General features: G+C 63.2%; 16 protein-coding genes. 8 read left to right on the top strand and 8 right to left on the bottom strand.

Features of this window, described 5'->3' with window-relative positions; genetic code table 11:
• Positions 1-105: 105 nt before the first annotated feature.
• Positions 106-1,179: a porin gene (locus OKW37_RS39550; RefSeq protein WP_429401872.1), complete on the bottom strand. Its 1,074-nt coding sequence runs from the start codon at positions 1,177-1,179 to the stop codon at positions 106-108.
• A 474-nt stretch (positions 1,180-1,653) separates the two neighbouring features.
• Between OKW37_RS39550 and OKW37_RS39545 the strand changes: the two genes are divergently transcribed.
• Genes OKW37_RS39545 through OKW37_RS39530 form a run of 4 tightly spaced genes read left to right on the top strand, consistent with a single transcriptional unit; the run spans position 1,654 to position 6,828 of the window.
• Complete coding sequence (locus OKW37_RS39545; protein WP_429401874.1) at positions 1,654-3,003, top strand: Rieske 2Fe-2S domain-containing protein; 1,350 nt, start codon at positions 1,654-1,656, stop codon at positions 3,001-3,003.
• Between the two features lie 25 nt (positions 3,004-3,028).
• Entirely contained in the window at positions 3,029-4,051 is a 1,023-nt protein-coding gene (locus OKW37_RS39540) for an FAD-binding oxidoreductase (RefSeq protein ID WP_429401876.1), read from the top strand.
• Between the two features lie 34 nt (positions 4,052-4,085).
• Positions 4,086-5,411 (top strand): M20 family metallopeptidase, encoded by a 1,326-nt coding sequence (locus tag OKW37_RS39535; protein ID WP_429401878.1) that lies wholly within the window; start codon positions 4,086-4,088, stop codon positions 5,409-5,411.
• 19 nt (positions 5,412-5,430) lie between these two features.
• On the top strand, positions 5,431-6,828 hold the full coding sequence (locus tag OKW37_RS39530) for an amidase (RefSeq protein WP_429401880.1): 1,398 nt from the start codon (positions 5,431-5,433) through the stop codon (positions 6,826-6,828).
• Between the two features lie 22 nt (positions 6,829-6,850).
• Here OKW37_RS39530 and OKW37_RS39525 read toward each other — a convergent pair whose 3' ends face one another.
• The 4 genes from OKW37_RS39525 to OKW37_RS39510 all read right to left on the bottom strand — a co-directional run bounded on the left by OKW37_RS39525 (position 6,851) and on the right by OKW37_RS39510 (position 10,778).
• Positions 6,851-7,423 carry a winged helix DNA-binding protein gene (locus OKW37_RS39525; protein ID WP_184012166.1) on the bottom strand — a complete coding sequence of 191 codons (573 nt, stop codon included), beginning with the start codon at positions 7,421-7,423 and terminating at the stop codon, positions 6,851-6,853.
• A 351-nt stretch (positions 7,424-7,774) separates the two neighbouring features.
• Positions 7,775-9,070, bottom strand: a complete 1,296-nt coding sequence (locus tag OKW37_RS39520) for an RNA polymerase sigma factor (RefSeq protein ID WP_429401882.1) — start codon at positions 9,068-9,070, stop codon at positions 7,775-7,777.
• Complete coding sequence (locus OKW37_RS39515) at positions 9,067-9,435, bottom strand: YciI family protein (protein ID WP_184023933.1); 369 nt, start codon at positions 9,433-9,435, stop codon at positions 9,067-9,069. The genes OKW37_RS39520 and OKW37_RS39515 overlap by 4 nt, the downstream gene beginning before the upstream one ends.
• 284 nt (positions 9,436-9,719) lie before the next feature.
• Complete coding sequence (locus OKW37_RS39510) at positions 9,720-10,778, bottom strand: LysR substrate-binding domain-containing protein (protein WP_429401885.1); 1,059 nt, start codon at positions 10,776-10,778, stop codon at positions 9,720-9,722.
• On the opposite strand from OKW37_RS39510, the gene OKW37_RS39505 reads away from it, so the two are divergent.
• Positions 10,756-11,697, top strand: a complete 942-nt coding sequence (locus OKW37_RS39505; RefSeq protein WP_429401887.1) for an alpha/beta hydrolase fold domain-containing protein — start codon at positions 10,756-10,758, stop codon at positions 11,695-11,697. The two genes, OKW37_RS39510 and OKW37_RS39505, sit on opposite strands and share 23 nt — an antisense overlap.
• 143 nt (positions 11,698-11,840) lie before the next feature.
• Here the strand turns inward: OKW37_RS39505 and acnB are convergent, their stop codons facing one another.
• Positions 11,841-14,426, bottom strand: coding sequence for a bifunctional aconitate hydratase 2/2-methylisocitrate dehydratase (acnB, locus tag OKW37_RS39500; protein ID WP_184067887.1), 2,586 nt, complete (start codon positions 14,424-14,426; stop codon positions 11,841-11,843).
• A 288-nt stretch (positions 14,427-14,714) separates the two neighbouring features.
• Between acnB and OKW37_RS39495 the strand changes: the two genes are divergently transcribed.
• Positions 14,715-15,317: a DUF1326 domain-containing protein gene (locus tag OKW37_RS39495; protein WP_429401889.1), complete on the top strand. Its 603-nt coding sequence runs from the start codon at positions 14,715-14,717 to the stop codon at positions 15,315-15,317.
• Between the two features lie 2 nt (positions 15,318-15,319).
• Positions 15,320-16,111, top strand: a complete 792-nt coding sequence (locus OKW37_RS39490) for a DUF2182 domain-containing protein (protein ID WP_429402512.1) — start codon at positions 15,320-15,322, stop codon at positions 16,109-16,111.
• 34 nt (positions 16,112-16,145) lie between these two features.
• On the opposite strand, the gene OKW37_RS39485 is transcribed toward OKW37_RS39490, so the two are convergent.
• Both OKW37_RS39485 and OKW37_RS39480 read right to left on the bottom strand, forming a co-directional pair.
• Entirely contained in the window at positions 16,146-17,096 is a 951-nt protein-coding gene (locus OKW37_RS39485; protein ID WP_429401891.1) for an alpha/beta fold hydrolase, read from the bottom strand.
• 134 nt (positions 17,097-17,230) lie between these two features.
• On the bottom strand, positions 17,231-17,788 hold the full coding sequence (locus OKW37_RS39480) for a TetR/AcrR family transcriptional regulator (protein ID WP_429401893.1): 558 nt from the start codon (positions 17,786-17,788) through the stop codon (positions 17,231-17,233).
• A gap of 259 nt (positions 17,789-18,047) precedes the next feature.
• On the opposite strand from OKW37_RS39480, the gene OKW37_RS39475 reads away from it, so the two are divergent.
• On the top strand, positions 18,048-19,577 hold the full coding sequence (locus tag OKW37_RS39475) for a CHAD domain-containing protein (protein ID WP_429401895.1): 1,530 nt from the start codon (positions 18,048-18,050) through the stop codon (positions 19,575-19,577).
• Positions 19,578-19,610 lie beyond the last annotated feature (33 nt).

Below are 19,610 nucleotides of genomic sequence, written 5' to 3'. Positions count from 1 at the left end.
CCTGCATGTATTTGGTGGGTCGTGACTGGCTTGCGCCAGCCGAGAAGCGCGGTGCCACAGCCTCGGTGTGTTGAGCGACGGGTTCCGCGTGGTCAGGTCATATCGTCAGAACACGTGCTGCAGACCGATGTCGACCGCCGTCTGCTGGCCGCCCGACGAGGGTCCCGGCACAAGCGAAATCCAGGCGGGGCCGCCCGAGGCCTGCTGCAGCGCCAGCGCTGAGTAGATGCTCGTGCGTTTGGAGAGCGAATACAGGACCGACAACGTCTCCTGACTGGCCTTCTGGCCTTTCAAGACGTCGTTGCCTTTCATGTACTGGTAGGCGAGATTCGTGTGCAGGAACGGGGAGACCGTCCACGTCACGTCGGCCTCGTAGACACCGACACGCGCGCCGTTCTGCGTGTTCTGCGTGCTCGTGTACATCGCCGCGAGCTCGGTCGGCCCCACGACCCACGAAGCGGCCAGACCCATGTTGCGGATACCGTCGTTGCCGTTGTTCAACTCGGGATACTTGATGTATGTGTACGCGCCATTCAGCGCGACGGCGCCGATGTGATAGTTCAGGCCGAAGCTCTGCCCGCTATCCTGACCGAACGAACCAGCCTGTCCGCCGAAGCTGTACTGCGCGCCCATCGAGAGGCCGCCGACTGTCGGGCTCATGTACTTGACCGAGTTCGCGATCGGAGCGCCGAGCGTGCGGTCGAAGTCGAACGAACCGTTGCCCGGTGGCCCTGGAATATTCAGGCCCGAAAACGAGCCTTGCCGCAGCCCCAGAGAATTGACGAACGGGAAGGCCGGGCCCCAGTGATCGACCACGAGCGAATAGAACATGAAGTCGATCTGATTGCCGGCGCTCAGCGTGCCCCAACGGTCGTCACGCAATCCCACATAGGTTTCGTGCCCGAACAGCCCGTTGGTGGATTCGCCGTTGTTCAGGCTGAACATGCCTTCGAGCTTGAATATCGCCTTCAGGCCATTGCCGAGATCTTCGGTTCCGCGAAAGCCGAACAAATTCGGCGCCATCGTGTCGGGGTCGGCCAGCCAGTTACTGTGACCGCCCACGTTCGACACATACATCACGCCCGTATCGATGATCCCGTAGATTTCGACGCTGCTTTGCGCATGGGCGTTAGCGGCCAGCGCGAGGCCGATCAGTAGTGCAGACTTCTTTATTTTCACCGCGTTCTCCTCTTCCTTTCGTCAATAGCCTTTGCTGCGCCCGCTGACCGGGCGAGTTGCCAGGCGGCGGCTTTTCAGCACACGTTTCGTGTTGTTTCTTTTGCCTGCGCGTCGCTCTGCTCGGGTACTGGGTTCTCGTCCGGGACGCATTCCGGGCGGGAGCATCGCTAGGGACAACCCTGGGAAGATCGTCCACAGCGGCACCCGCCTCCAACCAGCACATCGCCCGCTCAGCGCCTTCCCACGGGCGTTCGCCGATTTTTATCGCGCCATGTTCAATCGATTTACGATCAATGTACGACGGAAGATTGATTGAAAATTAATTGACTGTCAATTTATGTTTCCGTAGTCTTCACTCACAGCATCGGATGAGACGCGCACGGCGAAGCGCATCGAGCCGCGACAAGCTGTACAGAAATCAGCGCTCGTGAGCAGTCACGAGACGCGCCCCAGCCCACACATCAGGAGCACTCCATGAGCGACACGCCCATCGTCCGCCGGCGCAGCACCGGTCAGCGACTCAACGAGATCAGCGATGCCCGCGTCAACGACGCGAAAGTCCAGAGCCAGTACCAGCCGTACAAGGACGCGGCATGGGGCTTTATCAACCACTGGTATCCGGCGCTCTTCAGCCATGAATTGCCGGAAGATGCCGTCGAAGGCATCCAGATCTGCGGGGTTCAGATCGTGTTGCGCCGCGTGAAGGGCAAGATCTACGCGCTGAAGGACCAGTGCATTCACCGCGGCGTGCGGCTCTCCGCCAAGCCGATGTGTCTTACCGAGGACACGATCAGCTGCTGGTACCACGGCTTCACGTTCGACCTGGAAAGCGGCAAGCTCGCGACCATCGCCGGCAATCCGGACGACAAGCTGATCGGCACGACAGGTATCACGACCTATCCGGTCGAGGAAGTCGCGGGCATGATCTTCGTCTTCGTGCGCGAAGACGACTATCCGGATGAAGACGTGCCACCGCTCGCGCACGACCTGCCCATTCGCTTCCCGGAGAACGACGAACGCTTCCCGCATCCGCTGTGGCCGTCCGCGCCGAGCCTGCTGGACAAGGACGTCGTCGCGTATGGCATGCACCGCACGGGTTTCGCGAACTGGCGCATTGCCTGCGAAAACGGCTTCGATAACGCGCACATCCTCGTGCACAAGGACAACGCGATCATTCACGCGAAGGACTGGGTGCTGCCGCTTGGCATCGTGCCGACCGCGGACGACTGCATCGCGCCGGTCGAAGACGAGAACGGTCCCAAGGGCCTCGTGCAATGGCTCTTCACGGAGAAGTGGAACCCCGTCCTCGAGAACGAGAGAGTCGACCTCAAGGTCGAGAACATCAATGCCCGCCCGTACCGCACCTCCGTGTTCCTGCCTGGCGTGCTGATGGTCGAGAACTGGCCGGAAGAGCATGTCGTCCAGTTCGAATGGTATGTGCCGATCACTGACGACACCTACGAGTACTGGGAAATCCTCGCGCGCGTGTGCCCGACCGACAAGGAGCGCAAGGACTTCAAGTATCGCTACGACTATCTGTTCAAGCCGCTGTGCCTGCATGGCTTCAACAACTGCGACCTGTACGCACGCGAAGCGATGCAGGATTTTTATGCCGATGGCACCGGCTGGGACAACGAACAACTCGTTGCAACCGACGTATCGCCGATCAGCTGGCGCAAGATTGCTTCGCGCTGGAATCGTGGCATCGCCAAGCCAGGCAATGGTATCGACGGCACCATCAAGGCGTCGAGCATCCGCATGAAGCGAACCGCAGACGGCAAACGTCCTTCGTACTTCGTCGAGAAGATCGAAGAGGATCATTAATCACAGCAGTACTGAAGGTATCCGTATGTCTTCCGTTAAAAACGTCACATTGAGCTTTCGCGACGGGAAAGCGACATCGGTTGCCGTGCAGCAGGGCGAGAGCGTGCTGGACGCTGCTCTCGCCGCAGGTATCCCGGTCGTCCACCAGTGCCGGTCGGGATCCTGTTCGAGCTGTATGGCGAAGCTTGTCGAGGGCCGCGCCGGCATGCGCGCGGGTGCCAGCTCGACGCTTCTGCGCAGCGAATACGAGGCCGGCGACCGGCTGCTGTGCCTGACCGAACCTGAAACCAACTGCACGTTCACGCTGAACTATGCGAGCGATGCGGCCGACGTGCAGGCGGTCAAGGCGCACGCATTCGTCGACAGCGTCGAGAAGGTGGCGTCGAACGTCGTGCGCCTGCGGCTCGAACTGGCCGAAGGCGCGTGGCTCGACTTCAAGCCGGGGCAGTTCATACAGGTACGCGTGCCGGGCACGAATGTCACGCGCAGCTATTCGCCCGCCAGCACGGCGGCCGATCTGCCGAAGCTCGAACTACTGATTCGTGTGCTTGAAGATGGCGTGATGTCGAAGTGGCTGGAGCAGGAGGCGAAACCCGATGACGTTCTCGAAATCGAAGGCCCGTTCGGCAGTTTCTTCCTGCGTGAGAAGGTGCCTGCGCCGCACATCATGGTGGCGGGCGGGACCGGCCTCGCACCCATCCTGTCGATGATCGACGCCCTGCGTCGCCAGCCCGGACGCAAGCCGCCGATCCTGCTGAGCTTTGGCTGTGCAACGCCCGAGCAGCTTTTCTGCCTCGACGATCTGGAGCTACGCCGGCAATGGCTGCCGAATCTCAAAACGCGCATCTCGGTAGACCACCACGCGAGCGGCGAACTACTCGCCGGCAATCCCGTCGATGCGATCGGCGAGGCCGACGTGACGCACGAAAGCGCCGTCGCCTATCTGTGCGGTCCGCCGCGCATGATCGAGGCGGCCACGACAAAGCTCGTGAATCTCGGCCTGCGCCCGGAAAACATCTACGCCGAACAGTTCGCGCCGTCGAACTGACCACGCATCGCAACGCAATCTGGAGGTATCCATCGTGGTCAGCACCACACCCCTACCCTTTTCTTCCGAACAACAGGCCTGGTACGACCGGGCCTGCGCAAAGCTCGACGCGCGGCGGCTGCAACAGCTGCTGTTCAAACTCACGGACATTCACAGCCCGACCGGCGCCGCGCGCGACGCGAGCCAGTTCATGGTCGGACATCTGGCGAACGTCGGCCTGAGCGCAAGCTATCGACCCATGAACGAGCGCACCGGCAACGTCGTCGCCGAGAAACGCGGCAGCGGCGGCGGTGCCGCGCTGCTGCTCTACGCGCCCATCGACACCCATCTCGAGGGCGACGAAAGCGACGACCCGTGGATCGGTCCGCCCGATTTCGCGGACCTCAAGCCGCGCGCGCATATGGAAGGTGACTGGGTCTACGGCCTTGGCGCGTCGAACCCCAAAGGGATGATCGCCACGCTGACCGAAGTCGCGACCGCTCTGATCGAGGCCGACGTGCCGCTGGTCGGCGACCTGATCGTCGCGATGGCGGATGGCGGCATGCCCGTCGATCTCGCCGCGCGCGACCACGCGGGCATGTCCGCAGGCGTCACGCACCTGTTGAGCCGAGGCGTAGCGCCCGACTTCGCGATCGTGATGAAGCCCTGGAACTGGGTCTATCACGAAGAACCCGGCATGGGTTGGTTCAAGCTGAAGGTCAAGGGCACACTCGGTTACGCGGGCGTGCCGCGCGACACGCCGGGCTTTCGCAGCTCGGTCGTGCCGGCCGCGCACGTGATACTCGAACTCGAGCAATGGCTGATCGAGTACGCCGAGCGCAATACGTCCGGCGCGGTCAAGCCGCACGGCTGGATCTCGGGCGTGCGGGCGGGCTGGCCTGAACGGCCGGCGTTTCCTTCGGCCGTCACCGAGATTTTCTTCGACGTGCGCATCAATCCCCGTACCTCACCGGGCGAAGTGAAGGCGCAGTTCGCCGCATTCGTCGCGGCACTACGGGAGCGTCATCCCGATTTCGATCTCGACTGGGAAATGTATGGCTCCGTGCCCGGCGGCACGACGTCCCCGTCGAACTGGATCGTGCAGTCCGCGCGGCGCGGCTGGGAGCATATCGAGCAGCGTGCGCATCCGACGCCCGACCTGCTCGGCGGCCAGACCGACGGTGCCGCGCTGCGCCGCTTCGGAATTCCGACCGCGCGCATCGGCTGGCCATGGCCCGCCGAAGGCTCGCCGGTGCCGGTGGCCGAGGGGCTGGGCGGCATGGGCGCGACCTACATTCCCGACCTGATGCCTTGCGCGCACAAGATCATGTACGCTGTGATCGATACCCTCACGCGGCAGCGCGCAGAGCTCGGACTTTGAGTACGGAGGCAGATTGACCATGTCCCATTCCGGACTGCACTACATGGAGGTGCGCGAGTTGGCGCGCCTGATCGCCACGCGCGAGATCTCCCCCGTGGAAGTCACGACCGCGATGCTAGAACGCATCGAGCGGCTCGACCCCACTCTGCACAGCTACGCGCTCGTAATGCGTGACGAGGCGCTCGCATCCGCGCGCGAAGCCGAACGAAAAGTGCTGAATGGTGAGGCGCTCGGGCCCCTGCACGGCGTACCGCTGGCGGTGAAGGACCTGTACTGGTGCGCGGGTTCGCCGACTGCCGCCGGCACGACCATTCATCGCAACTTCGTGCCGACCGAAGACGCGACCGCCGTCAAGCGACTGCGCGATGCCGGCGCGATCGTGCTCGGCAAACTTCAGCTCACGGAGGGCGCATTCGCAACGCATCACCCCGAGATCGCCGAGCCGGTCAATCCGTGGCGTCCGGGGCACTGGGCGGGCGCGTCGTCGAGTGGCTCCGGCGTCGCGACGGCGGCGGGGCTATGCTACGCGTCGCTCGGTACCGATACGGGCGGCTCGATCCGTTTTCCCTGTGCAGCCAACGGTCTCACCGGCATCAAGCCGACGTGGGGACGCGTGAGCCGTCACGGTGTGTTCGCACTCGGCGCCAGTCTCGATCATCCGGGCCCCATGGCGCGCAGTGCAGCCGATGCCTCGCTGCTGCTTGGTGCGATTGCCGGGCACGATCCACTCGACCCAACCTCGTTGCCCGAGGCCAGACTCGTGTTGCCGGACGACGCGTACGATCTGGGCGGACTGCGAATCGGCATCGATGCCGAGTGGAACAGCAATGGCACCGACGACGTCATCGTGCACGCGCTCGCGCGGGTCGTGGAAGTGGTGAAGTCGCTCGGCGCTCAGGTGGAAGAAGTGCGCGTTCCCGATGTGCGCACGGTAGTCGACGAGTGGCAGGTCAACTGCGGTGTGGAAGTGGCGGTGGCCCATGCCGACACCTATCCGCGGCTCGCGGCGCACTATGGGCCAGCGCTTACGCGCCTGATCGAGATTGGTCGCGAAACCAGTGGGATGACGTATCAGCAGGTCCTGTTGAACCGTGCCGCGCTACGCGGAAAGATCAACCGGCTCATGAGCGGGATCGATCTGCTGATCGTGCCGATGCAGCCGTTCGCCGCGCCCACACATGAACAGCTTGGCGCGCTCGCGCAGGACCCGGAACTCAATGCGCGCCTGATCCAGTTCACGGCACCGTTCAACTCCAGCGGCCATCCCGCGATCGCTCTGCCATGCGGGCTCACGCTGGCCGGCCTGCCAATCGGCTTCCAGTTCGTTGCGGCTCATGGCGCCGAAGCCCCGCTGTGCCGCGCCGGCATGGCGTACCAGAAGGCTAGCGACTGGCACAGGTTGCATCCGGCGCTGTGACTCGCGCGGCCGCGGTTGCCGGTTAAGCGGACTTGCGCGAAGCCTTCGGCTTCGGCGGCGGCTCGTCGGTTTGGGGCGTGATGGTCGCCGAATCGCGAGCCGCTTCCTCATAAATGCCGGTCAGGAGAGACATGAAGCGCGCGCCGCGCTCGAACTTCTCGTCGACGTCGCTGATCTCCTCGAAACGCTTGACCAGAATCTCCTGCCGGACCTTGTTGTATTCGTCGGTCAGCTTGACGCCAAGCTCGCTCGCCGTATACGAGTAGGTCTTGCTGTTCTTGTCCTTGAGCTTTTCGATCAGGCCGGCCGATTCCAGCTTGCGCAAGCTGTATTGAATGTTCGGGATGTCATCCCGATTCATCAGCCGCGCGATGGTCGCGCTGTTCTTCGGACGATCCTGCATGCGGATCACGTGCAGGATCACATGCTCCTGATACTTGATATCAACGTCGGCCGCGATCGTGATCATGCCCGTGGTCAACACAAAACGCGAAAACGACTCGTAAAAGCGGATCAATGCCCACTCGAACTCCGTAGCCTTGTACTCGGTGTCCGATTTGGCCAGGTGCCAGCCGCGGTAAAACTTGGGTTCCATACTTCGCTCAACCTTCCATGGTTTCAACAGCCAGTGCCGCCCGGCAAGGCTGGGAACGCTCCAATACGCGTCAATGTACTGCGTGCGGCTCCGACAGCGGGCCATGCCTAACTGCCCGCCACCAAACGCGAAAGATTGGCTGTCGATCTTTTATCAACTACCAATTGGTTTTGAAGCGATAGTATACCAACCCTCGGTTCGGCATGCGGGGGCGTCTGTCGTTACGCGCCTACGGTCGGATAGACCTGCTTTGGCAATCCGACGCGCGACAGAACGCGCGCGTTCTCAAGAGCATTCGGGAAGCCAGGCGTATCTGATCGATATCGCCAAGCCGCTCCATTCAGGCGTCTCTTATGGGGGCTCCGCACCGCGCGTGAAGGTCCCGCTCGCCGATGCAAGCTCCATTCGCTTGCGCTGCAGGAACCGGCGCACGGCCGGATCACGCTCAAGGCCGATTGCCAGATCGTACGCGTCGAGTGCTTGCGCAGTCGCGCCGGCACGCGCGAGCAGATTGGCGCGTGCGGCCCAGTAGGGCTGGTAGTCGGCCAGCCGCGGGTCGTCCGCATACGGCCCAAGCGCGTCGAGCGCCGCCTGCGGGCCGTCGCGTTCGGCCACGGCAAGCGCACGGTTCACGGCGACCACCGGCGACGCTGCAATGGCGAAGAGCCCATCGTAGAGCTGCACGATTTCGTCCCAGTTCGGGCGACGCGTCCGGCAGCGATCCACATGCGCCGACTGCAGCGCGGCCTCGAGCTGAAAGCGCCCGATTGCGTTGAGCGCGTTCGCGCGCCGCAGCAGTGCGTTCGCCGCGTCGATCATCGGCGCGTTCCACGTTGCAGGGTCCTGGGCCGACAGCGGCACGTAGTCGCCAGCCGCATCGCGTCGCGCATCACGCCGCGCCTGTGCAAACAGCATCAGCGCAAGCAGGCCCAACGTCTCCGGTTCGTCGGGAAGCAGCTCGACGAGCAGTTGCGCGAGATACAGCGCCTCGTCCGCGAGGTCGCGCCGCTCGGTATCGCCGCCGACCGGGTCCGTCCAACCTTCCGCATACGCCGCATAGACCGCTTCGAGCACCGCGTCGAGCCGGCCCGGCAGCTCCTCGCGCTCGGGCACGCTGAACGGAATGCCCGCTTCGCGGATCTTGGTCTTCGCCCGCACGAGACGTTTGCTCATCGCGGCGGGCGACATCAGGAACGCCGACGCAATCGTCTTCGCTTCCAGCCCCAACACCACTTGCAGCATCAGCGGCGTACGAATCGCGGCCTCGAGCGCAGGGTGCGTGCACGCGAACAGCAGCGCAAGCCGCCGGTCGGGCAACGCGCCTGCCTCACTCTCGTCGATCTCGTCGGCGAGGATCATCAACTGGTTCGCCACGTCGTCGCCAACCTGGCGATGACGCGCGCCGTCGATCGCCCGGCGGCGCGCGACCGTCATCAGCCACGCTTCAGGACTCGCGGGACAGCCGTGCTCCGGCCAGTCCGCGAGCGCGGCCGCGAATGCGTCGGCGAGCGCGTCCTCGGCTGCGGCGACGTCGCGCGTGCGCATCGCCAGCAGCGCGACGAGCTTGCCGTAGCTGCGGCGAGCGACCGCCTCGGCAATCGAACGCGCGGCGCCGTCATCGCCCAGGGCGCCGCCGGACGCACTCATGCAGTGGGTGCCTCGTAAGGGGCGGTCCAGACCGGGCGCACCTCCATGACGCCGTGCGCCGCGCCGGGACAACGCGACGCCCACGACATCGCCGCGTCGAGGTTCGGCACGTCGATCAGGTAGTAGCCGGCGAGTTGCTCCTTCGAATCGGAATACGGTCCATCGAGCACCTGCGGCTTGCCGTCGACGAGCCGCACCGTGGTGGCCGTGTTCGTGTGCTGCAGCCGGTTGGCCCCCACCAGAGCCCCCGCTTTCTTCAACGATTCGGTGTACGCGTGATAGGCGGCAACGCCTTGCTGCCGCTCGCTTTCGGTCATCTTGTTCCAGCCGTTTTCTTCCGAGTAGATCATCAACAGGTATTCCATTTGAGCCTCCGTCATGGGGTTGAGGCGGATGAATTGCATTGGCCGCCATCACAATGACGCGCGGGCCGCATGCTGACGGACAGGGGGCGTCAAAAAAATCGCGGACGACCGCCTGGGACCCACGCCGCATTGGAAACAGACGCCTGGATCACAGCCGGTTCGACCGTGTTTCGCCAAGCATTGTCGGACGGGTCAAGTGCCTTGTCGACCGGCGATTGGCTGCGGCGCGGTAAGGCCGGACCGCGATCCCTGTTCGGCATGATCCGGTGTCGGCGGAACACTCGCTAGGTCCTGACCGGGACAAAGGCCGGACCGGGATCAGACGTGAGAATTTCCGAAACGAAATCGATAAATACGCGGGTCTTGGTCGGCAATCGCCGGCCGGCAGGATGAACGGCGTGGATGGGCATCGGCGCCGGCGCGAAATCCGGCAACAGGCTGACGACCGCACCGCTCGCGATCTCCGGCGCAAAGAGCCACGCCGGCGCTTGAACCAGTCCCATATGGGCGAGCACGGCAGCGCGAATCTGTTCCGCGTCGCCGGTGTGAAAATTGCCGGACGGGACGTGCAAGCCGGGACCGTCGACGTTTTCGAAGCGCCATGCCCGCGGCTCGCGCAGCGGCGCGAAAACGACGCAGGCATGTCGAGCGAGATCCTGTGGCCGTTCGGGGCGCCCGTGTTTTTCGAGGTAATCCGGCGTTGCGACGACAACGACTGGGCTCGATGCCAGCTGCCTTGCAATCATCGAAGAGTCGGCAAGCCGCCCGCTTTTGATCGAAAGGTCGAAGCCCTCCTCGACCAGATTGACGGTTCGCTCCGTGGCCGACAGGTCCACCGACACGGTCGGATACCTGGCGAAAAATGCCGGCAGGCGCGGCACCACATACAGCCGGCCAAAAACCGGCGCCACGGTGACCCGGACCATCCCGGCTGGCGAAACCTGACCGCGCCCTACGGACGATTCGAGCTCCGTGAAATCTCCAATGATGCGCAAACCCGCTTCATAGACCGATTGTCCTGTCTCGGTCAGCGTCATGCTGCGCGACGTGCGCCTGACCAGTTGCGCGCCAAGATGGCGTTCGAGCGACGCGATCTGCTTGCTGACCGCGGGCTGGCCCACGCCGATTTCGCGCGCCGCCGCAGCGAAACTCCCGCTCTCGACGATGCGGACGAAAAGTTTGAGCGCATCAAGACGGTCCACTCCTTGCCTCCCAAAACTTCCAGAATGGAATCGATTGTATTCCATTTGGCCTTCTTCTGTACGCTGCACGGAATCGATATCGTCTGCCCATCGACCACCACTAACGAAGGAGCAAATGATGAGCGTCGTACAGCAGACCAACCTGATCGAGATGCGGCACCCCTTGAGTGACGACGACCGCGAGGCGGCGATATCGGTGCTCGACCGTACTCAGCGACTCTTTGCGGAATCCGCCGGAGCCTCGCGTGAGGCCTACGACGCGATGACGGCGCAAACGCCTATAGCGGACGGCGTCGATCTTGAAAGAGTCGAGAGCGCGGACGTAATGGGTTGGTGGATTCGCCCCGAATCCGCCGTGGCCGGCCGCGCGATCGTCTTTCTGCACGGAGGCGCGTTCGTACTCGGGTCTGCCACCGGTTATCGCGGCCTGGCGAGTCAGATCGCCGTGCGTGCCGGCATCGACACTTTCGTTCTCGACTATCCGCTTGCGCCCGAGCATCCGTTTCCCGCGGCATACGATGCCGTGATCGAAGCGTTGCGGTGGATGGCGCAGTCAGGCATTCGCGACATCGCGCTGGTTGGCGACTCGGCAGGCGGCGGGCTCGCGCTTGCGGCGCTGGGCGCTGATGGAGGCCGGTCGATGAACGTTTCTTGTGTGGCCACTTTTTCGCCGTGGCTCGATCTTGCGTTGACGGGCCCGTCGTCGCGCAGTGAGGAGACCCGCGACCCGGTCTTGACGCGGCCGATACTCGCCGATGCCGCCGCCGCGTACCTTGGGTCAGCCGATCCCGCGGACCGACGCGCGTCGCCGCTGTACCACGTTCCCGCACATCTGCCGCCGATCGCCATTCAGGTCGGTACGGACGAACGGCTGCTCGACGACGCCCGGCGCTACGCGGCTGCCGCAGCGCAGCGGGGAAACACGGTGCAGTTGGAAATCTACGAGGGACTCCATCACGTGTTCCAGCGCTCGACCGACGAGCTTGCAAGCGCCCGATACGCGTTGGACCAGGTCGCGGGGTTTGTCTTGCGATGCGGATCGGCTATCGCCAGTCCCTGAGATTCCTCTGCGATCCCGGCGAGGCTGCCGCGCGCGGACCTCGACTCGAACGCCGCAAAAAAAATGGCGCCGCAGGCATTCAGCCCACGGCGCCATTTCGTGGCGCTACGACGCGAACCACACGTCGTAGTCCGACAGCACACTTACATCGTCACGGCGTCGGCGACTTCCTTGAAGTCCTCGATCTGGTCGAAGTTCATGTATTGATAGATCTTGTCGCCGTTGGCGTTGAGCACGCTCATGTCGGCCATGTACTCTTCCTTGGTCGGGATCTTGCCGAGGCGCGAGCAGATCGCCGCCAGTTCCGCCGAGCCGAGGTACACGTTCGTGTTCTTGCCGAGGCGGTTCGGGAAGTTACGGGTCGACGTCGACATGACCGTCGCGCCTTCGCGCACCTGTGCCTGGTTGCCCATGCACAGCGAGCAGCCCGGCATTTCGGTACGCGCACCAGCCGTGCCGAAGACGCCGTAATGGCCTTCCTCGGTCAGTTGCTTCTGGTCCATCTTGGTCGGCGGGGCCACCCACAGCTTGACCGGGATGTCGCGCTTACCTTCCAGCAGCTTCGACGCGGCGCGGAAGTGACCGATGTTGGTCATGCACGAGCCGATGAACACTTCGTCGATCTTCGCGCCGGCTACGTCGGACAGCGTCTTCACGTCGTCCGGATCGTTCGGGCAGGCCACGATCGGCTCGTGGATGTCGGCGAGATCGATCTCGATGACGGCTGCGTATTCGGCGTCGGCATCCGGCGACAGCAGTTGCGGGTCGGCCAGCCACTGCTCCATCGCCTTGATGCGGCGCTGCAGGCTGCGCGGATCCTGGTAGCCCTGGGCGATCATCCACTTCAGCAGCGTGACGTTGCTGTTCAGGTATTCGATGATCGGTTCCTTGTTCAGGTGCACCGTGCAACCGGCGGCCGAGCGCTCGGCGGAAGCATCCGACAGTTCGAACGCTTGCTCGACCTTCAGATCGGGCAGGCCTTCGATTTCGAGAATGCGGCCGGAGAAGATGTTCTTCTTGCCTTGCTTGGCAACCGTCAGCGTGCCTTGCTTGATCGCGTACAGCGGGATCGCGTTGACGAGATCACGCAGGGTCACGCCCGGCTGCATCTTGCCCTTGAAGCGGACCAGCACCGATTCCGGCATGTCCAGCGGCATCGTGCCGGTGGCGGCCGCGAAGGCGACCAGACCCGAACCGGCCGGGAAGCTGATGCCGATCGGGAAGCGCGTGTGCGAGTCGCCGCCGGTGCCCACGGTGTCGGGCAACAGCATGCGGTTCAGCCACGAGTGGATCACGCCGTCGCCCGGGCGCAGCGCGATGCCGCCACGGTTGCTGATGAAGTTCGGCAGCGTCTGGTGGGTCTTGACGTCCACCGGCTTCGGATAAGCGGCGGTGTGGCAGAACGACTGCATGACGAGATCGGCCGAGAAGCCGAGGCACGCCAGGTCCTTCAGCTCGTCGCGGGTCATCGGGCCCGTGGTGTCCTGCGAGCCGACCGAGGTCATCTTCGGTTCGCAGTACGTGCCCGGACGGACGCCCTGGCCTTCCGGCAGACCGCAAGCGCGGCCGACCATCTTCTGCGCCAGCGAGAAGCCCTTGCCGCTATTGGCGGGCTGCTGCGGCAGGCGGAACAGCGTCGAGGGGGCGAGGCCCAGCGCTTCGCGTGCCTTGGCGGTCAGGCCGCGGCCGATGATCAGCGGAATGCGGCCGCCGGCGCGCACTTCATCGAACAGCACGTCGGACTTGACCTGGAACTCGGCGATCACTGCGCCGTTCTTCAGGGCTTTGCCTTCGTACGGGCGCAGTTCGACCACGTCGCCCATTTCCATCTGCGACACGTCGAGTTCGATCGGCAGAGCGCCGGCGTCTTCCATCGTGTTGTAGAAGATCGGGGCGATCTTGCCGCCGAGGCACACGCCGCCGAAGCGCTTGTTCGGGATGAACGGGATGTCTTCGCCCGTGAACCACAGCACCGAGTTGGTGGCCGACTTGCGCGAGGAGCCGGTGCCGACCACGTCGCCCACGTACGCGACCAGGTGGCCCTTTTCTTTCAGCGACTCGATGAACTTGACCGGGCCGCGCTTGCCGTCCTCTTCCGGGGTGATACCGGGACGCGCGTTCTTCAGCATTGCCAGTGCGTGCAGCGGGATGTCCGGACGGGTGGTCGCATCCGGGGCCGGCGACAGGTCGTCGGTATTGGTTTCGCCCGTCACCTTGAAGACGGTGATGGTCAGGCTTTGCGGCACTTCCGGACGGCTCGTGAACCATTCGGCGTCGGCCCAGCTCTGCATCACGGCCTTCGCATTGGCGTTGCCCTTGTCGGCCAGTTCCTTGACGTCGTGGAACTGGTCGAACATCAGCAGGGTTTTCTTCAGCGCGTCGGCGGCCACGGTGCCCACTTCGGCGTCGGACAGCAGTTCGATCAGCGGCTGGATGTTGTAGCCGCCCAGCATCGTGCCGAGCAGTTCGGTGGCACGGGCGCGCGAGATCAGCGCGCAGGCGGTCTGGCCGTTGGCCACGGCGGCGAGGAAGCCAGCCTTCACGCGGGCGGCTTCGTCCACACCGGCGGGCACGCGGTTGGTGATCAGGTCGAGCAGCGTCTGCTCTTCGCCAGCGGGCGGGTTCGTCAGGAGTTCGACCAGCTCGGCGGTCTGCTGAGCCGTCAGCGGCAGGGGAGGAATGCCGAGCGCGGCGCGCGCGGCCACGTGAGCACGAAAATTTTCAAGCATGGGGGACCTGCTGGTATTTGCGTTTCAGGGAAAGGCTTTTAAGGCACTCCAAGCTGTGCCGGGCACTGCTTCGATCGCGATTTTAATTGCAATACCCATGCAAGGTCAAATGTCTTATGTCTTATATAAGAGTTGCGCCCCTCCCGCACCGCAAAAGCACCGACTGTGTAAGCCGCTTCAATCATTCGCAGCGCCCGAACACTTTGATTACTGCCCGCTTAACGGCTACAACAGAGGATGTCCGGCGATGTTCTTCCCGGCCGGATCCAACCGGCAGCGGAGGCGTGAATGAGCTATCAACTGATGGGCAGCATCCTCGAAGTGTGTGAATGCAAGGTGCTGTGTCCGTGCTGGATCGGAGAAGATCCCGATAACGGCATTTGCCGCAGCGCGCTTGCATACCACTACGAGCAAGGCATGATCGACGGCGTCGATGTATCGGGCCTGACGATCGCGTTCGCGGCGTTCATTCCCGGCAACGCGCTCAAAGGCGGCTGGCGCGTCGCGATGTTCGTCGACGAGCGCGCGAGCGACGCGCAATTCGACGCCCTGGTTAGCGTGTACCGTGGCGAGCGCGGTGGCCCCATCGCGGATCTCGTGCAGTTGATCGGCGAAGTCGTGTCCGTGGAACGCGCGCCGATCGAATACACGGTCGTCGACGGCAAGGGCAGGATGAAAGTCGGCGAAGCCATCGAGGCCGAGTTGGAGCCCTATCGCGGCCCGACCGGCGAGCCGACCAAACTGGTCGAAAGCATCTTTTCGACGATACCGGGCTCCCCTGCTTTCGTCGGCAAGGCGAACGCATTCCGCCTGCGGCACGAAAAGCTCGGTCTCGACCTCGCCTTGAGCGGACATAACGCCATTCAGGGATCGTTCAGCTTCGCGTCGTGAAGATGCTCGCACGCTCGCGGCTGTTCGCGCCGCTGTTCGTCGCATTGACGGGCAGCGCGTGGATCGCGTTATGGATATGGGACGCGGGGCCCTATGCGCGTTTTCTGCATCATGCGAGTTGGGCCGAACTGCCGCTCGTCGGCGCGATATGTCGTCAGGTGCCCGGCGCGAGCCTCACGATTGCGGCATTGCTGCACAGCGTCGCATGGCTGCTGATGATCGCGGCGATGATGCTGCCGACCGCCTTCCCGCTCTTCGACACCTTCCGGCGGATGACCGTCGCGCACGCAAACCGGCGCACGCTGATGGCGCTTCTGATCGTCGGTTATGCGACGATGTGGGCGCTGTTCGGCGTGCTCGCGCACGGCTTCGACGCGGCGCTCCATCTGGTCGCGGACCAGTCTGCGAGCTTGCTTGCAAACGGCTGGCTGATCGGCGCCGCGATCGTCGCGCTCGCGGGCCTTTATCAGTTCAGCAGCCTCAAGCACCGATGTCTCGACAAATGCCGCTCGCCGCTGATGTTCATCACCGAGCATTGGCGCGGCAGGAGCGCGCGCCGCGAGAGCTTTGCGCTCGGCATCAGTCACGGCGCTTTCTGCATCGGCTGCTGTTGGGCCCTGATGCTGCTGATGTTCGCGGTCGGCACCGGCAGCGTCGGCTGGATGCTGGCGCTGGGCGCGATCATGTCGGCCGAGAAGAATTTCCGCTGGGGCAGCTCCATCGGCAAGCCGCTCGGCATTGCGTTGCTTGTGTGGTCCGCATGGATCGTCGTACAGCACGCCCGCATCGCCTGAGCCATGCGCGGCATCTTGCGCCCCCGTAGCCCCGTTACCCCTCTGCGCTTCCAAAGAACGCAGTGAGTTCGTCGGCGACCGCGCGCGGTTGTTCTTCTGGAATGAAGTGCCCGCAGTGACTAATGATGCGGCCTTTGACCTCGGTGAAAAAGGCTCTCAAAGGTGTTGCCATATCGGCGATGGAACCTTGATCGGAACCGAGCGTCAGCAGTGGCAGGTCGAGCATGCCTCGTTGCTTCAGTTCTGCATTCTGTTGGGCGGACACATGCGCGGCCCGGTAATACGCAAGGCCCGCGCGTAAGCCGCCGTCTTTCTTGAGAATGCGTAGATATTCATCGATATCGGCGTCAGTGAAAGTATCGGGATCGGCCGCCTTTCGCCGCAAAAACCAGTCGAGGTATTCACGTTCCTTGCCGGCGAGCAGCACTTCCGGCAGGTCCGGTAGCCCGTGAAATGCGAAATGCCAGGTGCGCCATGCACGCTCGGGCGCGCTCGGCAACGCATCAGGCAACGTCACGCCGGGGATCCCCGCATCCAGCAGCGCGAGTCGCCGGATCTCGTCGCCGAACATTACGGCGTAAGGAAAAGCCACCCACGCTCCAATGTCGTGTGCAGCAAGAAAGTACCGGGTCATCCCCAGTTGCTGGAGCAAACCGTGAACATGGCTCGCAAGGGTTTGTGTGTCGTAGCCGTCCATCGGACGATCCGAATCACCTTGTCCGGGAAGGTCCGGTGCGACGACTCGGTAGGTCTTTGCAAGCAGCCCCATCACTTTGCGCCACGCGAACCAGCTCTCGGGAAAGCCCGCGAGCAACACGACCACGTCGCCCTGTGGGTTTCCACCGGTGACGTAGTGCAGCCTCAGTCCGTCGACGGTCGCGAACTTGTGCTCGAATCCTGCTAGCCCCGCAACGGGCCTTGCTACTGGCAACGTGCTTACGATTCCGGAACTCCCTGATGGCACCGGCGAGTGATGTGTTTTCACGAACGAGACTCCTCTGGGTTGGGGGATGACACCGTTGAGCGGCTTCTCTCATTGGCGGATGAGGTTAGAAAATGGACATTTCCTAATAGGGTGAGCGGCACGCGGAGGTCATGCGATGCTATGTCTTGCTGTGCTTAGTCCAGCAGACGCATGGCCTGATCCGCCGCCGCCATCATGTGTGCCCGGGATCGCCCGACTTTGCCGACGACCCTGAAACCTTGCGTCAGACTCAGCAGTGCGCGGCCGGTAGCGTCCGGATCCACGGCGGACGCGATCGAACCGTCTGTCTGGCCCACTCGGATCAAACGACACAACAGACGCTCCGTTCGCTGCAAAGACGCGACCACGTGACTCGCGACCTCATCATCGAAGGCCAGCAGGTCGACTGCACTTCCGACTACGAGACAGCCTCGCTTGCCCTCATCGCCAATTGCAGACTCAGCATAAAACCGCAGAATGGCCCGTACCTTGTCGCGGCCGGTCTGCTCCGCGTCGAGCAGGCTCTGCAACTGGTCATTTCGTAGGTGGATGTAGCGCTCGAGCGCGGCAAGGAATACCGCTCGCTTATCGGCGAACGCCTTGTAGATACTGCCGGCCGTGAGCCCCATCGCGGACCCAAGGTCGCCAAGAGACGTCCCTTGATAACCGCGCTCACGAAAAATCTGGATTGCGCCGTCCAGCGCGACGTCCATGTCGAATTCGCGTGGACGACCTGGAGCACGTGGCTGTCTGGCAGCATGGTTGCGTGTAGTCATACAGCGATTATAGGAAATGATCATTTCCTAATCAAGATGTCCCAACGTGTACAGGCATTCGCGCCAGGCTCGTCCACCGTCTCATCCACTTTTTCCGTGTACGACTTTTATCCGAGGCCACTGGGGACGATCGGCCGTGACGCGGTCCAACCAATCCGGTGTAGTCTGACAGTCCGGTGCTCATTTCGGAGGCGGCATGGAACGGGAGCTGAAGCTGCGCGTTGCAAACGAAGATCTCGTCAAATTGCGTAACGCGTCGATGCTTGCGCAATCAGAAGCCACAGCGGGAACGCCTCACCTGCTGACGAGCACCTATTTCGACACGCCCGATTTTTCATTTCACTGGTGCGGGGCTTCGCTGCGCGTGCGCACCGTCGGCAACGAGAAAATCCAGACGCTGAAGCGCGAAGGATCGGCCAAGGCGGGGTTGTTCGACCGGGACGAGTTCGAGATGCCCGTGAATACCGACGCGCCCGATCTAACGCTGCTGTACGACCAGATCCCCGACGACAGCGACTGCGGAAAGCTGATTCGCGACGAGACCGTTGCGGCCCAACTGAAGCCGGTGTTCGTCACGCGGATCAACCGGTCAGCGTTTGTGCTGCGCCAGCCGTCCGGAGACGAACTCGAGCTTGCTCTCGACGAAGGAAGCGTCGAAGCGGATTCGGGATCAGTGCAGATCGCCGCGGTGGAACTGGAACTGAAACAGGGCAATCCGGATGTGCTGTACCGTGTCGCGCTGGAAATGCTCGAAACTGTGCCGCTGCGTATCGATCATCGCAGCAAGGCGGATGTCGGGTATGCACTGCTCATTGACGAGCACACCGAGGCCGTGAAAGCGCAACCAGTGCGACTGAACAAACGCGATTCGGTCGAGGATGCGTTCTGCGTGATTGTGCGCAACTGTCTGGACCAGGTCCACGCGAATGAACGGGGCGTCGTGTCGGGCCACGCTCCATCGAGCGTCCATCAGATGCGCGTGGGACTTCGTCGCTTGCGTTCGGCTCTCGACCTGTTTGCGAAGGTCATCCCCGCCTCGTCCGGATTCGACGAGGAGTTGCGCTGGATTGCCTCGGAACTCGGCGGCGCGCGCGACTGGGAAGTGCTTGCGGGATCGACGCTCGACCATGCCGGCGCCGACGGCAATGCGGACGAGATCCGGCCCGTCAGACAGGCGTGCGAGCAGATTGCCGTCAACAACCGGCAGCGCGCGGCGGCCGCGGTCGAGTCGGTTCGCTACACGCGGCTCGCGCTCCAGTTCGCGCTCTGGATGAACCGCAAAGGTTGGCGAGATGAGATGTCCGACGAACAGCGCAACGCAATCAGCGGCCCGGTGAAGTCATTCGCCGCCGATGTCCTGCGTCGTCGGCACAAGAAACTGATCAAACGTGGCAAGGGTTTGGCCGATCTGGACGATCACCGTCGTCACCGCGCCCGCATCGCGGCGAAAAAAGTTCGATATGCCACCGAGTTCTTTGCGTCGCTATGCCCGAAGCAGGCCGTTCGCCATTATGTCGACGCGCTCACCGCGCTTCAGGATGATCTCGGCTGGCGCAACGATGCCGTCGTCGCCGATCAGCTTCTGAAGTCGTTGTTGAAAACGTCGCCGGAAGCCGCCTCGGGCGCGGCCTTCGCACGCGGCTTCCTCGCGTCACGCGTCGCTGCCGATCATCAGACATTGAAGAAGCTGTGGAAGCGCTTCAAACTGCTTTCGTCACCGCACTGACGCGAACAATTCACCGCGAGGTATCCGGGCACG

It is taken from the genome of Paraburkholderia sp. MM5482-R2 (assembly GCF_050436125.1).
Classification (GTDB): Bacteria; Pseudomonadota; Gammaproteobacteria; order Burkholderiales; family Burkholderiaceae; genus Paraburkholderia; species Paraburkholderia tuberum.
This window is presented reverse-complemented; position numbering and strand designations above follow the sequence as displayed.

Bases quoted from the DNA above. Each gene is read 5' to 3' on its own strand.
- OKW37_RS39545 (WP_429401874.1), top strand. From the start codon at position 1,654: ATGAGCGACACGCCCATCGTCCGCCGGCGCAGCACCGGTCAGCGACTC.
- OKW37_RS39540 (WP_429401876.1), top strand. From the start codon at position 3,029: ATGTCTTCCGTTAAAAACGTCACATTGAGCTTTCGCGACGGGAAAGCG.
- OKW37_RS39530 (WP_429401880.1), top strand. From the start codon at position 5,431: ATGTCCCATTCCGGACTGCACTACATGGAGGTGCGCGAGTTGGCGCGC.
- OKW37_RS39525 (WP_184012166.1), bottom strand. From the start codon at position 7,423: ATGGAACCCAAGTTTTACCGCGGCTGGCACCTGGCCAAATCGGACACC.
- OKW37_RS39520 (WP_429401882.1), bottom strand. From the start codon at position 9,070: ATGAGTGCGTCCGGCGGCGCCCTGGGCGATGACGGCGCCGCGCGTTCG.
- OKW37_RS39515 (WP_184023933.1), bottom strand. From the start codon at position 9,435: ATGGAATACCTGTTGATGATCTACTCGGAAGAAAACGGCTGGAACAAG.
- OKW37_RS39505 (WP_429401887.1), top strand. From the start codon at position 10,756: ATGAGCGTCGTACAGCAGACCAACCTGATCGAGATGCGGCACCCCTTG.
- acnB (WP_184067887.1), bottom strand. From the start codon at position 14,426: ATGCTTGAAAATTTTCGTGCTCACGTGGCCGCGCGCGCCGCGCTCGGC.
- OKW37_RS39495 (WP_429401889.1), top strand. From the start codon at position 14,715: ATGAGCTATCAACTGATGGGCAGCATCCTCGAAGTGTGTGAATGCAAG.
- OKW37_RS39490 (WP_429402512.1), top strand. From the start codon at position 15,320: ATGCTCGCACGCTCGCGGCTGTTCGCGCCGCTGTTCGTCGCATTGACG.
- OKW37_RS39480 (WP_429401893.1), bottom strand. From the start codon at position 17,788: ATGGACGTCGCGCTGGACGGCGCAATCCAGATTTTTCGTGAGCGCGGT.
- OKW37_RS39475 (WP_429401895.1), top strand. From the start codon at position 18,048: ATGGAACGGGAGCTGAAGCTGCGCGTTGCAAACGAAGATCTCGTCAAA.